Genomic DNA, 14814 nt, shown 5'->3' with positions numbered 1-14814 from the left:
TCTTGGGCTGTAGGTATTCTAAATTTTCCTTCAGCAAACAGGTAAGCGCCTTTTTTAAAATATCTAGAAGCTGTTTCAACAGGCATATCATCATGATACCCCTATGTAATTCTGTTGATGCTATCTTGCCGCTGCCTTTGTTTATCGTTTCAACCGTCTGCAGGATGAACTTGAGCGTTGACCTTCTGTTCTCCGCATATTCAAGTTCAGGATCCTGATAGACTGTCTGACTAGTATTACCTTATTAATCCTGACATTTATGAATTCTTCAAATATTTTTCGTTAATCGAACGCATTAATGCACGGTCGGCTTTTGCATCATCGAAAAGTTCAGTTAATAACTGGCTTACTTGATTATTTGGCATTTTTAGCGCAGCGATTTGCAATACACGAAAGGATGACCTCTCCATGCTTTCTATAGTATACATGTAATATAAAAAGGACATGTCACTCAACGCCGGTTTATTTATTTTGAGATAGATCTCTGTATAGGCATCCTCCACCATGCTGATCATTCCTTCACAATTTGCCATGGAAAATTCTCCATCAAGCAACAAAAATATGTCGTCCATGCGGGTTATCTGCATTTGCACCTCGTCTAATGTTCCCAAAATTGCAAGCCGTAAATCTCGGTAATGTGCCTGTTCGGCAAGTTCAGGCAGCCGCTCTGTTAAATGTAATTTAGCGCAATAAATACGGCTCAAATGCGCTAAAAAAAAGCCTTTCAAGTCTTTCGGATCTGAAAATTCTGGTAAAGGCTTAGTTAATGAAACTGTTTCATTCATAATTATCGGCTTTATATTTCATAGCGTAGCGCTGTTCTCTACTCGAATTTTTCGGAGAGATATTTTTTATAAAATTCCTTTTTGTAATCCCGGTAATGAGTTACCGCTCCAATACCGCTCATTATCCAAATAAAACACCAGGCGAGGTCCAGCTGATAAGGCTTAAATCCGCTTCGCGCACTCTTCGGATACAAATGGTGATTGTTGTGCCATTCGCCGGCAACCAAACCCGGCCATAATTGGTTAATAGATTTATCCTCGTGGTGAAAATCAATACCTTCCCGTTGCTTGTCCTTCCCTTTGGCGTGACCATCGTAATTGAATGTTCGAACGCCCACGGCCCAAACACCTGCCGCCCCGAATAAACAAAATGCCAGGGCATGTCCGCCTAAAAGATAAAAGGCCAGATACCAAAAAGACCAGTTCAATATCCATGAAAGAATGGCTCTCCAGGGATTTGCATAAGATCCCCATTGCTGGTACTGCTTATAGGAATTACCCCTAATTCCGGTATGTCTCATTAAATATTTCACACGGCTATAGTCATTTTCTGAAAGGTTCTTAGCTATCGGCTGGTGATTGACATCTGCCAAAAAGCAATATAAAAAACCCGCCTGAGCATTATAGGGATCACCCGGCTGATCAGATTTTGCATGATGCGAAATTACATAGATCTCTTCCGGAATGACATTGATCGTCAGGTTTTGAGTGATGAACCGCCAGAATTTATTACGGAATTTATAGGCGCCATGGGTACAGTACCGATGGTGCCAAATGGTTCCGTGGGTGCCCATGATGATCATGCCGTAAATAAAAGCAACTATAGCTGTCCACCAGCTTGTATAATTTAATAGGAATATGATGAGGAATGGGACCAGACAAGCAACCTTGAGCCAGCTGAAAAAAGGCAGCCAGTTTTTACGCGAACGAACAAGATTCAGCCTGGAAAAGAATTCCCTGAAGATCTGCCTGTTCGAAGGTGTCACTAAAGCATTGTTTTCATCTTTCCAACCGTATAAAGGTTGCTGTAGTACGTGATCTAAAAAAGGCATCTGGGAAAAAAATTATTAAAGTATTGCTTCCGGTGGCCGGTGTACGCTACCGTGCCAATCAAAAATAGCGGTCAGGATTTTTACATCGCTGTTAAAAACCCCGCATTTCGATTGTAGAACTACTCTTTTAATTTTCCGCTTTATTTGACTTATCTAAGAGCGGGAAAGGCATTGATGTCATACTTAGTCCGCAATATTGACTCTTTGTTCGTAATTTTACTTCGAACATATCATTAATGATATCGGACAAACGGCATGATCAATATTCTTTTAACCGATGACCACCACATCGTTCGCGGAGGGCTTAAGGCTATTTTGGAAAAAGAACCTAAGTTTAAACTCTTGGGAGAAACCACGAACGGCGCTGAAGCACTTGAAGTTTTAGCAAGTGGTATAAAGGTTGACATTATCATCGCCGATATGAACATGCCCGGGGTCAACGGCCAGGAACTGACAGAGCAGGTAAAAAATAAATTCCCCGAAGTTAAAGTGATTATTTTAAGTGCACTGGACCATGAAAAAATCATTGTAAATGCGTTACGATCGGGCGCTAGCGGGTATTTATTAAAAAACGTTAGTCCTGAAGAGCTGATTTTCTCTATCAAATATATCTACCGGTATAAGCAATACGTTTGCCAGGAGATCACGTCCAGGTTGATCAACCGTATGCTGACCATACCGGAAATGGCGAAATCCGGCGACGCCAACCATATAGAATTCAGTGGGCGGGATGTGGAGATATTAAGCCTTATAGCAGAAGGCTTCACTAACCAAGAAATAGCTGACAAACTTTTTACCAGCAAAAGAACGGTGGAAAACCATCGTCAACAACTGATCGACAGGACAGGCTCCCGTAATACGGTATCGCTTATCCGGTTTGCTATGCTCCACGGCATCATCTGACCTTCCGATTAAGTAAAATCGTCTTTGACTCAAAATAGAGTATTTAACGCACACGGTCTTCGGTATTCACCCAGTTACGTGTAAAATTCGTGTAAGCATTTTTGGATAAATAATAAATTTTATGCTCAAAATACTTACATCGGAACTGGTTCACATTACTGAGCCGCATACGGACTACGTGATCTCGCTACCCGGTAGATCCATATCTGTGCTCAGTTTTACGCGTTAGGTTGTACGGATTTCCGACGTAAGAAATGCAAATGTTTAGAAGACCATAGACAAGCGGGCTTTGCAGCTTAAACCATAATCATAGCGTTCAAAGTAAAAATGGCGTTTTAACTTATCAATCCATTGGCAATCTATTCACTTTAACCATTAATATAACTATTAAATCTGTGGTCTTGGAAATATACCTTTCTATAAGAATATATTCGTAAATTAGGAAAACCTATTTCTTAATAATTAACCCGTGTTTGTATTTCAATATTCATAATGCCCGAACATATTCATCATTCTAACCCAGAGACACCAGCGTATCAAGATATCGAGAATTCTCGACATCTTTTACAGTCCATATTTGATACAAGTCTGATCGGCATGTCTGTCTTACAAGCAATACGTAATACCAGCGGCGAAATAATGGATTTTGTGATCAAGGTGGTCAATAAAGAACTGGAGAGAGAAACCGGCAGGGCCGACCTGGTGGGTAAATTATACGCCGAAGAATATCCGGGCATTAAAGAAGCTGGGCTATTTGATCTGATGATCAGAGTCATGAAAACCGGTAATCCGGAACAGGTCGAATATTTTTATCCTTATGAGGGTTTTAATAAATGGTTCTCTTGCATGTTCGTTAAGCTGGAAGACGGACTGGTCGCTACAAATCTTGATATCAGCGCACGCAAGCAGGCTGAAGAGGAACGATTGAATGCCGTCACCGTTCAAAACCAAAAGATTTACTGGGCTACATTGAACACTCAGGAAATAGAAAGAAAGCGCATCGCGGAAAGCCTTCATAACGGCGTAGGTCAGTTGCTTTACGGGGTCAAAATGAGTTTGTTACAGGACTTCAACAAAGAGAACTTAAGCGTAGAACAGCTTTTGGAACAAATTGAGGAAATAACAAGCCACACCGATCAATTATTGGACGATGCCATCAAAGAGATGCGGCGGATTTCGCACGAACTTACCCCTGCGATCCTGGAAGTATCCGGCTTGAGGGAAGCGATCATGGATGTTTGCCGGCAATTCAGCCCTAAACTGGAGATGGATTGTAAACTTATTGGATTTACTTCCAGGATAGACAAACAGTTGGAATTGGCTGTTTACCGTATTGTACAAGAACTGGTTATGAATATTATTAAGCACGCTAAAGCATCCAAAGCAGTTGTATTGGTTGAGGTATTCAAAAAAAATGTAAGTATCATTGTACGCGATAATGGTATTGGTTTTAGCAAAAAAATCAAAAACGAGGGGATCGGCTTAAAAACAATTCAAAATAAGGTGAACCTTTTAAACGGGTCTTTTAAATTGGAATCTAATAGTGGTGAAGACAGCGTTGTGACTATAAGTATCCCCTATGAATTGTAATATTCTTAACTCATATCAGTATTCAAAGGTTCATTTTTAAACCGCATAATAAATTTGGTACCTTTATCAACTTCACTTTCCACGATCATGCTTCCCCCAGCGGCATTAATGATCTTTTTAGCCAGATATAATCCAATTCCGCTACCATCAACATTCTCATTTAGCCTGCCGTACATCTCGAAGATCTTCGCAATGCCTGACTGTGGAACACCTATTCCGTTGTCTTCAACGATTAAAACGATCTCATCATTTTCTGAGTAGGTGTTGATTGAAATAACCGGTGATCGATCACTTTTGAATTTTATGGCATTTGACACCAGATTATACAGTACACTTCTGAGGTTCTTTTTGGAAAAATTAATTTGTTCGACTTTGAAATTTCTAAGAATGACCGCTCCAGAGATCTCTATTTTATTTTCGAGGCTCCATTCGATGTTATTGACCAATTCTTCCAAGTCGATCATTTCGCTTGCCAAACGGTCGTTTTCTATTTTTGCAACCGTCCCGATCTCCTTGATCATCGTGCTGAATTTTCTGACAGATGAGTTGATAATGGTTAAGAACCGGTTCATTTCCGGATCGGTGATCTTACGGTTGATGGTGCCAATGCTCATTTCGATATTGTGCAATGGCCCCAGCAGATCATGAGAGGTAGCGTGCGCGAAATTATCCAGGTCAGCATTGATGCGCATCAGGCTGGCGTTCTTTTTATCTACCTCTTGGTGAGCTTTTTTAAGTTCAGTGACATCATTGAACGTAATAACAGCGCCATCAGTTTCATTGGCTGCCATCTTCACGTAGGGCATAGTGATTATCTGGTACCATCTGCCGTTATTAGTCTCAATTTCTTTGCTTAGTATCTCGCCTGTTTCGATGACATGCCGAATGTCCGGGATAATGTTATCCAGCTTGATATTCGTAGAAATGTTGCCTAAAGGCCGGCCGATATCACTCTCCAGTAAATTGATCAGCTTAAGCGTGCCCGGTGAAAATTTTAAAACGACCATATCATTATCAACAAAGAGCTGTCCATTGACGTTGCTTCTAAAATAATTGTTGAGGTCGTCGTTAAGTTCCTGAAGCTCTTTGTTTTTTTGTTGGTAATCTGCGTTGATCGTATGCAATTCCTCATTAACAGATTGCATCTCTTCATTTGTACTTTGCATCTCCTCATTGGCAGATATGAGCTCTTCGTTAAAGGATTGCATGTTTTCATTCGAGGCATTAAGTAATTCATACGCAGAATTTAATTTTGCTTTTACTTCTTTCAATTCGTCTTCTAAGTTCGAGGTATACCTGTCAATAAAAACACGCTCATTAAAAACCTCTGTATTAGCAGCGACAATTGACCTGTCCTCAGTAAAGGCAACCAGCAAAAGCAATGGGTCCCCTTTTTTTAAAACAAGCGGGCTAACGGTCATATTTACCCTAAAACTGGCTCCCCCATGATTTATCCCTATCCCAGTAACACGGGCAGGCTGATTTTCCCTTATAGCCTCGCTATACAAAGTGTTGTAAGCGATTAGCAGTGTATGGGGAAGAAGTTCTGAAAGATCGGTGTTGAAATTTTCCTGTCGTAAATATTTGGATGTATTGCCATAAGATTTAAGCACCTGATGATTTACGTCTACACAAAATGCCGCATAATCCAGCTCTTTGGCCAGGCCGTCATTCATGCTTTCGGCCAGCGTGTGCGTAATGTTCTTGGCGATAACTTCTTTCGTCAGGGCCGTGGACTTGGAAACCTCTAATATTTCGGGCAAGCTGAAAGCATCAAAACTGGCCGAACGTCGCGATTTATGATTCTTATAGACCCTCCACTTTTTATTAATAACTTCGAGGTCTTTGATGATAGGCATTGGATTTTCACTGGAACCTAGAAATAGGTAACCTTCCAGCTTCAGGCCAAATAGCAGCATCGTAAATATTTTCTTTTGTAGCACTGGGGTCATATAGATCAGGAGGTTCCGGCAGCTCACGAAATCCATGTTACAGTATGGCGGATTTTTAACCAGGTCATGCCGTGCAAATATAACCATGCTTCGAATGTCCTGCTTCACACGATAAGTACAGCCTTCCTTTATAAAAAAATTGTCCAGTCTTTCTTTGGAAACTTCATTTTTAATATTTTCTGAATAAACAGCTTTGCCCGCGTGGGCCAGTGCTTCGCTGTCGATGTCGGTAGCAAATATTTTTACTACCGTATCTTTAAATTCGCCGGTCAATAGTTCGGTGAAAAGAATTGCGATGGAATACACTTCTTCGCCTGTTGCACATCCCGCTACCCAAAGTTTCAAATCTTCTCCGGGATTGTGTCTTTTTAAAATATCCGGAAAAACATGTTTTTGCAGGAAGTCGAAAGCTTCTTTATCTCTGAAGAAAGAGGTTACACTGATCAGAAAATCTTTCGTTAAGGCATCGACCTCTTCAGGAGTGACCTTCAGATATTCAAAATACTCCTTGAGAGAATGAAATTTTTTGTGAGTAGCCCGTCTTTTGGTTCTGCGAAGTATAGTTGTCTTCTTATATTCCGAAAAGTCAAGCGGTGATGTCTGCTTGATAAATTCAGTAATGGCAGCAAGATGTATATGATCTTCTTTTGAACCGTCTGCCAGCGCTTGCTCATGTTTCACGTAATCTTCAATCGCGTCAGGCATCAGAGCGGGTTCTAAGACAAAGTCAACTAAACCCGTGGCAATGGCATTCGATGGCATGCTGGAGAATTCTGTAGTTTCCGGATTTCGGGCGATGACCATACCACCGGCGTTTTTTATTGATTTTACTCCCTCTGTACCGTCCGAGCCTAAACCGGATAAAATAACCCCTATGGCTCTTTTTCCGCAGTCTTCTGCAAGTGAGTTAAGGAATTTGTTTATCGTATGATGAGGCCCTTTGACATTGTCCTTGCCGCTTAAATACAAACGCCCCTCGCGGATAATCATAAACTTATCATTTGGTATCAGATAGACTTCATTACTTTTTACTAAGGCTGTATTCTTTGCCTCCTTTACGATCAGCTTGCTATGCTTTGAAAGCAATTCGACCATTCTGCTTTTAAAATCGGCCGACAGGTGCTGGACAATGACGTATGACACACCGTCCAAAGGCGTATGATCAAAGAAAGAATTGATTTCTTCCATACCACCAGCTGATGCGCCGATAGCTATTATGTAGGAGGGTTCAGCTTTCAGCATAGTTATTTGAAGTGAATCAACGAAAATCAAATATAATCGATTAAACATTAATTAGCTTTTTTATCTGGTATAAGAGTATTTAGCCAAAATAAAGATGTATTTATCTGGGGGAGAGTAAAAATCAGGAAACTGTAAAGCGGTTCAAGATTTTAATGGCCGGCATAGACTTCAACTCTTGAAGATGGTCGACTTGATAAGGCTTTCTCATTGACCATTTCTCACGCGCGTAAAAAGAACTTACCGAATGACCTGATGGGCGACTATCGTAGGCAAAGCGTATCCGCAGCACTCATCATCTCTGAAAGTATTGTTTCATCGTTTAACAGCCTAGGTTATCAGCGTATCGCCGGACCTTACACCAAGCGTGAGTTCAATTCCAAAGGAAGATTAAAGAAGGCATCAATTGCGGGGAAAGCAAGTCATCAATCTTTATGTTATATTTACGATTCATCCTAATTAATATGTTCGCTTTCCTATTGCCCAAGTTCAATTATCTCTTTGATACGGAGATACAACTGTTAAACCGTGCCAGGATCAGAATTATTACCACATTACTGAGTTTATATGCCGCGCTGTTTACTTGCCTGACCATATTCTATTTCTTTCAGGAACGTAATTATCTGTTGCTAAGAGCAGGCACCGTAGCAGCAATTTTGATCGCAAATTTTGTTTTGCTATTGAAAGGAATTTCATGGCGTAAAATAGCACACTCATTTGTCTGTTGTTTGACCATCCTGATCTGGACCAATATTTTATTTATCCATCAGGGCGTAAATCTTGTAACGGGCCAGTACGTCGTCCTGATCGTTACCTGCGGATTTTATTTATTGGAAGAAAGATGGGGATTACTTTATTCATTACTGAACATATTACCGCTGATAGTTTACGTCTTTTCTGATGATTACCTGAAAATTGTAGGCTCCACACAATTTCAAAATCAAAACAAAACAGCCTATCATATTATACTGATATTTAATTTCGGTGCATTGTTATATACACACTATTTTTTCTTCAAAGAATATAAAAATGCAACTACCAAAGAGCAGTTACAACGTAAGGAATTGAATGAGGCTTTAAAAGCGGCTAACTACACGGCTCAGGAAAAAACCAATTTCTTAGCGACCATGTCCCATGAATTGCGTACCCCACTGAATGCGGTGATCGGAATGGCCAATCTGTTGCTGATAGAAACCCATTTGGAAGAACAAAAAGAAAACCTGGACGTCCTGCAATTTTCTGCTGAGAATCTCATGTCGATCATCAACGACATATTGGATTTTAATAAAATTGATGCGGGAAAGGTCGAGGTCCATCCGGTCAATTTTCGGCTTGACGTGCTCGTCGACCACCTCTGCGGAACTTTTAATGCCAAGGCCGAGGCGAAGGGCATTCGATTTAATTGCGTTTCTGCCGAGGTGCTTGCGGGCAAGACATTGTTAGGCGATCAAACCCGGCTCATCCAGATTTTGTTTAACCTTGTAGGGAACGCTGTGAAATTTACATCGGATGGTTATGTCAAGATGAAAACTGAAGCGCTACTTAAAAAAGATGATCATGTCGACGTTACCTTTTTGATCACGGATACCGGTATCGGTATACCGGAAGAAAACTTAGCATTCATTTACGAGCCTTATACACAGTCTCAAGCCAGAACCAATAGGCAGTATCACGGCACCGGCCTGGGCCTGACCATTGCGAAAAAACTGGTGGAACTGCTGGGCGGAGAACTTCACTTACATACTGCCGAACGCGTGGGAACATCTTTTGCCTTTACGCTTCCATTCAAAATTATGGCAGAGCAGTTGCCTCCAATAAGAGAATCAAATAAAGTCCTAAAAAATCTATCGGAGCTTAAAGTCCTGGTGGCGGAAGATAATCCGATCAATGTATTGGTGATTAAAAAGATCTTAAAAACTTGGGCAATAGAACCACAGATCGCCGTCAATGGACAGCATGCTGTGGAGTCGGTGATGTCGAATGATTTTGACGTGGTATTAATGGATATTAATATGCCGGTAATGGACGGCTTTGAGGCATCTAAAACGATCAGGGAATTACCTAACCCTGTAAAGGCAGCTATCCCTATTATAGCGGTGACCGCTTCGGTCGGCGCTTCTATTGAACACCACCACGGTTATCAATACCTGACCGACTGTTTATTAAAGCCTTTTAAGCCTGAAGACTTACATAGACTCTTGCAAAAGTTTTGCAGATAACCATTCATGATTTTTTTACTTTACATTTCTTACTTATAGGAATTACTTAGCCACCGGTTATAAAATACAATCACTCTATGACCTATGCTCTGAAATACGCCTAATATACAATTCAAGGCAATCAAAATCTCTCTGAAATACCTGCCAAACTCTTTAAATCGTCTAAAAAATAATTCGAAAAATATTCGTTCTGGGCTACCCGGACTATGTACAACAATTCAAGATACTACTGTAGGATTTGTATCGAGCACTAGGCTAAGACCCATAACAAAAAAACGAAGAGCAAAAAACCGCTTAGTTCTACTTGGCCTAAAAAAGGAAGAACCACAGCGGTGAATGAATAATTCTCACACACCTGCTCTTTGCAATATCTTCATTCAATAATTTGCAATTTAATCGGTCAACTATCAGCAGTAGATTGCTGAATAATTTAGTAGGGATTACCTTATTCTAAAATTTGTTTTCAATTAAAATATTAGTCAAATTGCTTGTGCAAAAAACCTTAACAATCATCACAAGCCATGACACAAACATTTAACTGGAAAGAACATTTGTCATGGAAATAAAGAATGTTTTAATCGCATTGTCTTTTTTATGTTTAACCGCATGTACAGGAAATAGAGCTGAGCTCAGCAGCATGAGCGGTAGGTGGATAGATGACAGAGGTGGTAGTTTAATTTTGCATTCTAATGGTACTTTTCAGGTTCAATCAATTCCCTCAACTTTATTCTTTAATCTTTCCGTCCCTACTTTTAAGGGAAAAGGTATCTGGGAGCTTAAGGAAGATTCGGGAAGTTGGGAGGTCCAGCTCCACTTCAACCAAATCGAAGATAATGCCAATGTTGCTTATGAGGCGACTGTAAATGTGGCTGAAGTAAGTAAGCGGAAATTTTACCTGTTTGTCTGGAAAGAGGAAGAGGGAGGAGAGCGTTATAAATTTAAGAAAGATAGTTTTTCGCTTAACGGGAATCAACGTTAATAAAAAATGTTGGTAATGATAATTTGGCTGCAAAAGTTGAATTAAGTAAAGAGAGAGAGAATAAGAGTTGCAATGTCAGGAATCAATATCTATATGGGGTCTTAAATTGAGCGTAGATCAATGGTTTTTGGTTGCAGTACGCTATTCCCGAAAAATGGAATGTAATTCGTGATGATTGGATAGTAAGCCTGCCAGACGCTTCAGGTGATTTATGCGAAATTACACAAATCGCTTACACCAGACATACGGATCTGGAACAAGTACCAAGCCCTTAATTGGACCGCCAAGTGTACCAGTATGTAGTTTTAGCATAATAAAATGAAATTTAAATTAGAAATTAGTACAGGGCAGAAAATTGGCTTGATAGGCTTGCTTGTTTTAATAGCATTTTTGGCCTTTTACAATTCGAGAGGTGACCGTGAAAATGTAGAGTATAAGCGAAGTGTAGCTAACGATTACCTGAATTTAATTAAAGATTCCGCTCGACGGGAGGTTAAATTTATCAAGTCAAGTATAAGTCGTTTCAAATCGCCAGTAGCTGAATTTTCCTATAAAGGCCTTTATACAATTCAGCTTTTCAAAGTTGGACGATTTAACAAAAACAACATTCAGTCAAATAATAAAAAATGATACTGTATCAAAGGTTCAACAATCCACAGGTAAATATTCAGAAATGTATGGAGATATGTTTAAGCCAGGCCTCTACATCAATTATCAGACTGATACAGTTAAAACTATAAATTTGACACTCCATCTTAGTGGAGATTCGATAACACGGTTTAAAAATGACAATAGAGTTTAGCTTATAGCCTTAAGCTTAACAGCTTTTCGTTAAACTTCAATAGTGGGGCCGAAACCCATATCTGGGGCGGACTTAGTCGGAATGGGCCAAAACAAATGAGTCTTTAGGTGTCGCTTTCATATATACAAAAACTTCTCTTTATTTTGTTACCATACTTCCGGAAAGGCGAAGTGCTTACTCTCCACAAAGCCTGTTTGTAAACATTTTTAAATGAGTTATTAAAAATAATGGCTCAGTAATCGGTTTGCCTAAATTAAACCTTGCAACACAATTGGCCGTTAGAAGCCGCTGACTACTTAATAAAACCCGTTTTTTCATGAAAGTAAATTTCCTCCGGCTTTGGTGGATCACTATGGTACACAGTATGATAACTTTAGAGACGTAATTTAATAGTGCGCGTTCAACATACCTTAATGGTGAACAAGTAAACATCATGAATGACTTACTTTCCTATCGGCGCTGCATTGGATACCGTGAAGCTAGCGAGATTTTAAGTTTTAGATTCCAAATCTGACCAAATTCAATATCGTAGTCGTTCCAAGAGAAGCAAGCAATCACGATCTTAACTGGCCGATCTTACTTGTTGTATATCAGTATGATTTACTAGGAATTATATTTTTCAGAAGGTGTTTTCAATCTTTGCTATATTATGCTCAACTTCCTGAAAGTCAATTAAAAAGTTCGACTTCTGTCCGCTTCCTTCTACCGAAAATAAAAAGCCTCAAGTCGAAAGATTTGAGGCTTTTTGGTTTAGACCATGTGCTTAATATAATCAAAAATAAGCTTCCGAGTCCAGGTCCGCTATCAGGCCTTTATGGGTTGGCGCCCAGTTCAGCACATTACGCGTTTGCTCGCTTGATGCCGGGCTGTCCATAGACGCGAAATGCAAAAACCAACCAAAATGCTGCGCCGCATCTTCGCCGGCTTTACTTACTACCGGCAGGTTTAAATTTTTTCCTATCAAATCAGTAATTTCACGGAAAGGTATCCCTGGGTCGCCTATGGCATGATACACGGCTTTCTTTTCATTTTTATCTAATGCCAATCTGTATAAATTGGCCGCATCCAGGCGATGTACGGCAGGCCAGCGGTTAAGCCCTTCTCCAATATACGCGGCTGCACCTTTTTCGCGTGCCAAATTGATCAGCATAGGTACAAAGCCATGGTCGCCTGCATCATGCACCGATGGTGGCAAGCGTACAACAGACACATTAACATCTTGCCCAGCAACCGCATCAGCCGCTTCTTCTGATGCCCTTCGTGGGTTAAATGAGGTTTCGGGTGTAGCCTTATCGCTTTCTGTTACTATACGACCAAGATTGAAGAGGCCTGTGGCAGATGTGATAACCAATGGCTTTGTCGTACCAATCAGGACAGAGCCCATCGCCTCAATCGCACGGCGGTCCGTTTCGCAGTTTTCCTGAAATTTTGAAAAGTCATGAATAAACCCGGTGTGGATAACACCATCTGCCGCGGCAGCACCGGCCTTAAGGCTTTCCAGGTCGTCGAGCGATCCGCGGTGCACCCCGGCGCCTGCTGCGATCAACCGATCGGCAGAGGCATCAGAGCGGGCCAAACCAAGCACACTATGGCCCGCGTTAATAAGTTCCTGTACAACGGCAGAGCCTACAAAACCACTGGCCCCTGTTACAAATACATGCATGTTATTTATCAATTAAGTTAGCAATCAGATATGCAGCCATTACTTTAAAAACAACAGCTATCTATCATTATTTTATAAAGCAAAGTTGATAAATACCCACTTGCAAAAAGAGGACATTTGACCCTGTTTTCATTAGCGCTGCAACTGCGCTTGCCTGATGCGGCCAAGGGTTTTAAGAGAAATACCGAGATATGAAGCTATCATGCGTAACGGTACCCGTTGCAAAATACCCGGGTAGGTTTTAACAAAATCTTCATACTTTTCCTCTGCCGTGGCACTTATGGCTTTATATAAGCGATTTCGGCTTTGATGAAGGTTGGTGGAGATAAGCTGTTCAGAAAAGGTTTTAAGGGCGGGTATTTCAGAAAGCAGCACATCAAAATCACTCTTCCTCCACATCATGATCTTGCTATCTTCCAGCGCATCGATGTAGTAACCAGACGGTGTTGCGTTAGTATAACTTTCCCCTTCGGTTGTCCATGTTGGGGCAGGCGAAAATTGCATGATATGTTCTGTACCGTCATCGCCAATACGGTAAGTCCGCAAAAAACCTTCAATAACAAATATTTTAACTCTGCATACTTCTCCGGCCTGTAATAAAACGTGTTTTTTAGGTATGGTTATTTCAGTAGCGGCAGCACCAATCTGTTTGATTTGCGGGCCAGACAATATGGATGCCTGGGCTTGCATGTGTTTTTCGAAAACGGTAATCATTTTTCCAAATATAACTAATGAGGCTTCCGGATAAAAGCATTCAATGCCGTTTAATTCAAACTGGAGCTGCTATGTTTTGTTAAACAGCCACTTGTTTTCAATCATAAATAAAAGATTACCTTTAACATAAATATGCCATATGAAAATTGCAACGTACAATGTAAATGGGGTGAACGGCCGTTTGCCGGTATTGTTAAGATGGCTCTCTGAAACATCTCCGGATATAGTTTGCCTCCAGGAATTGAAAGCGCCGCAGGAAAAATTTCCTGAACAGGCCATTGTTGATGCCGGGTACAATGCAATATGGCATGGGCAAAAAAGCTGGAATGGCGTAGCTATATTAACTAAGGGATTACAGATAAATGAAATACGGCGGGTATTGCCCGGTGACCCCGAAGATTCGCATAGCCGTTATATTGAGGCTGAAATTGAAGGCATAATTGTAGGTGGCCTTTATCTGCCAAACGGCAACCCCGCGCCCGGGCCAAAGTTCGACTACAAGCTTGCCTGGTTTGAACGGCTTACACTCCACGCTGCCGGCCTGCTTGAAAGCGGCAAACCGGTTGTGCTTACAGGCGACTACAATGTAATGCCAACAGAAAAAGATGTTTACAAACCCGAGCGCTGGACAGAAGATGCCCTTTTTCGCCCGGAAACACGTGCGGCTTTTAAAAACCTGGTAGACCAGGGGTGGACGGATGCCTTGCGCAAATTATACCCAGACGATACTATTTATACCTTTTGGGATTATTTCAGGAATGCTTATGGCCGCAACGCGGGTTTGCGTATCGATCACTTTTTGCTGAGCCCCGCCTTAAATAAGCGCCTGGTTGCGGCTGGTGTAGATAAACAGGTGCGCGGCTGGGAAAAAACCAGCGACCATGCCCCTGTGTGGATTGAACTGGATCAGGCTTAA

General features: G+C 41.0%; 11 protein-coding genes. 6 read left to right on the top strand and 5 right to left on the bottom strand.

Going from position 1 to position 14814, the window contains the following annotated elements:
- Positions 1–257: 257 nt before the first annotated feature.
- Together ACFQZX_RS17230 and ACFQZX_RS17225 are read right to left on the bottom strand one after the other, a co-directional pair.
- Entirely contained in the window at positions 258–785 is a 528-nt protein-coding gene (locus ACFQZX_RS17230) for a DUF892 family protein (protein ID WP_377117706.1), read from the bottom strand.
- Positions 786–823: 38 nt separating this feature from the next.
- Entirely contained in the window at positions 824–1837 is a 1014-nt protein-coding gene (locus ACFQZX_RS17225; protein ID WP_377117704.1) for a fatty acid desaturase, read from the bottom strand.
- A gap of 255 nt (positions 1838–2092) precedes the next feature.
- On the opposite strand from ACFQZX_RS17225, the gene ACFQZX_RS17220 reads away from it, so the two are divergent.
- Positions 2093–2740, top strand: a complete 648-nt coding sequence (locus ACFQZX_RS17220) for a response regulator (protein WP_377117702.1) — start codon at positions 2093–2095, stop codon at positions 2738–2740.
- Between the two features lie 597 nt (positions 2741–3337).
- Positions 3338–4330, top strand: a complete 993-nt coding sequence (locus tag ACFQZX_RS17215; RefSeq protein WP_377117700.1) for a PAS domain-containing sensor histidine kinase — start codon at positions 3338–3340, stop codon at positions 4328–4330.
- A 5-nt stretch (positions 4331–4335) separates the two neighbouring features.
- On the opposite strand, the gene ACFQZX_RS17210 is transcribed toward ACFQZX_RS17215, so the two are convergent.
- On the bottom strand, positions 4336–7524 hold the full coding sequence (locus ACFQZX_RS17210; RefSeq protein WP_377117698.1) for a chemotaxis protein CheB: 3189 nt from the start codon (positions 7522–7524) through the stop codon (positions 4336–4338).
- A gap of 461 nt (positions 7525–7985) precedes the next feature.
- Between ACFQZX_RS17210 and ACFQZX_RS17205 the strand changes: the two genes are divergently transcribed.
- From ACFQZX_RS17205 to ACFQZX_RS17195, 3 genes are all read left to right on the top strand, one after another.
- Positions 7986–9740, top strand: coding sequence for an ATP-binding protein (locus ACFQZX_RS17205; RefSeq protein WP_377117696.1), 1755 nt, complete (start codon positions 7986–7988; stop codon positions 9738–9740).
- Positions 9741–10296: 556 nt separating this feature from the next.
- Positions 10297–10719: a hypothetical protein gene (locus ACFQZX_RS17200; RefSeq protein WP_377117694.1), complete on the top strand. Its 423-nt coding sequence runs from the start codon at positions 10297–10299 to the stop codon at positions 10717–10719.
- 318 nt (positions 10720–11037) lie between these two features.
- Positions 11038–11349, top strand: a complete 312-nt coding sequence (locus tag ACFQZX_RS17195) for a hypothetical protein (protein ID WP_377117692.1) — start codon at positions 11038–11040, stop codon at positions 11347–11349.
- Between the two features lie 944 nt (positions 11350–12293).
- Here the strand turns inward: ACFQZX_RS17195 and ACFQZX_RS17190 are convergent.
- Together ACFQZX_RS17190 and ACFQZX_RS17185 are read right to left on the bottom strand one after the other, a co-directional pair.
- The gene (locus tag ACFQZX_RS17190) at positions 12294–13184 is read right to left on the bottom strand and encodes an SDR family oxidoreductase (RefSeq protein ID WP_377117691.1); all 891 of its coding nucleotides are present in this window, start codon (positions 13182–13184) and stop codon (positions 12294–12296) included.
- Between the two features lie 132 nt (positions 13185–13316).
- A complete protein-coding gene (locus ACFQZX_RS17185; RefSeq protein WP_377117690.1) occupies positions 13317–13898 on the bottom strand; it encodes a Crp/Fnr family transcriptional regulator in 582 nt (193 codons plus the stop codon).
- Positions 13899–14037: 139 nt separating this feature from the next.
- On the opposite strand from ACFQZX_RS17185, the gene xth reads away from it, so the two are divergent.
- Positions 14038–14814: an exodeoxyribonuclease III gene (xth, locus tag ACFQZX_RS17180; protein ID WP_377117689.1), complete on the top strand. Its 777-nt coding sequence runs from the start codon at positions 14038–14040 to the stop codon at positions 14812–14814.

Origin of the sequence: Mucilaginibacter litoreus, from assembly GCF_042676805.1 — a bacterium.
Lineage (GTDB): Bacteria > Bacteroidota > Bacteroidia > Sphingobacteriales > Sphingobacteriaceae > Mucilaginibacter > Mucilaginibacter litoreus.
The sequence above is the reverse complement of the archived record's forward strand: the minus strand, read 5'-3'. Positions and strand labels throughout refer to the sequence as shown.

Bases quoted from the DNA above. Each gene is read 5' to 3' on its own strand.
- ACFQZX_RS17230 (WP_377117706.1), bottom strand. From the start codon at position 785: ATGAATGAAACAGTTTCATTAACTAAGCCTTTACCAGAATTTTCAGAT.
- ACFQZX_RS17225 (WP_377117704.1), bottom strand. From the start codon at position 1,837: ATGCCTTTTTTAGATCACGTACTACAGCAACCTTTATACGGTTGGAAA.
- ACFQZX_RS17220 (WP_377117702.1), top strand. From the start codon at position 2,093: ATGATCAATATTCTTTTAACCGATGACCACCACATCGTTCGCGGAGGG.
- ACFQZX_RS17215 (WP_377117700.1), top strand. From the start codon at position 3,338: ATGTCTGTCTTACAAGCAATACGTAATACCAGCGGCGAAATAATGGAT.
- ACFQZX_RS17210 (WP_377117698.1), bottom strand. From the start codon at position 7,524: ATGCTGAAAGCTGAACCCTCCTACATAATAGCTATCGGCGCATCAGCT.
- ACFQZX_RS17205 (WP_377117696.1), top strand. From the start codon at position 7,986: ATGTTCGCTTTCCTATTGCCCAAGTTCAATTATCTCTTTGATACGGAG.
- ACFQZX_RS17200 (WP_377117694.1), top strand. From the start codon at position 10,297: ATGGAAATAAAGAATGTTTTAATCGCATTGTCTTTTTTATGTTTAACC.
- ACFQZX_RS17195 (WP_377117692.1), top strand. From the start codon at position 11,038: ATGAAATTTAAATTAGAAATTAGTACAGGGCAGAAAATTGGCTTGATA.
- ACFQZX_RS17190 (WP_377117691.1), bottom strand. From the start codon at position 13,184: ATGCATGTATTTGTAACAGGGGCCAGTGGTTTTGTAGGCTCTGCCGTT.
- ACFQZX_RS17185 (WP_377117690.1), bottom strand. From the start codon at position 13,898: ATGATTACCGTTTTCGAAAAACACATGCAAGCCCAGGCATCCATATTG.
- xth (WP_377117689.1), top strand. From the start codon at position 14,038: ATGAAAATTGCAACGTACAATGTAAATGGGGTGAACGGCCGTTTGCCG.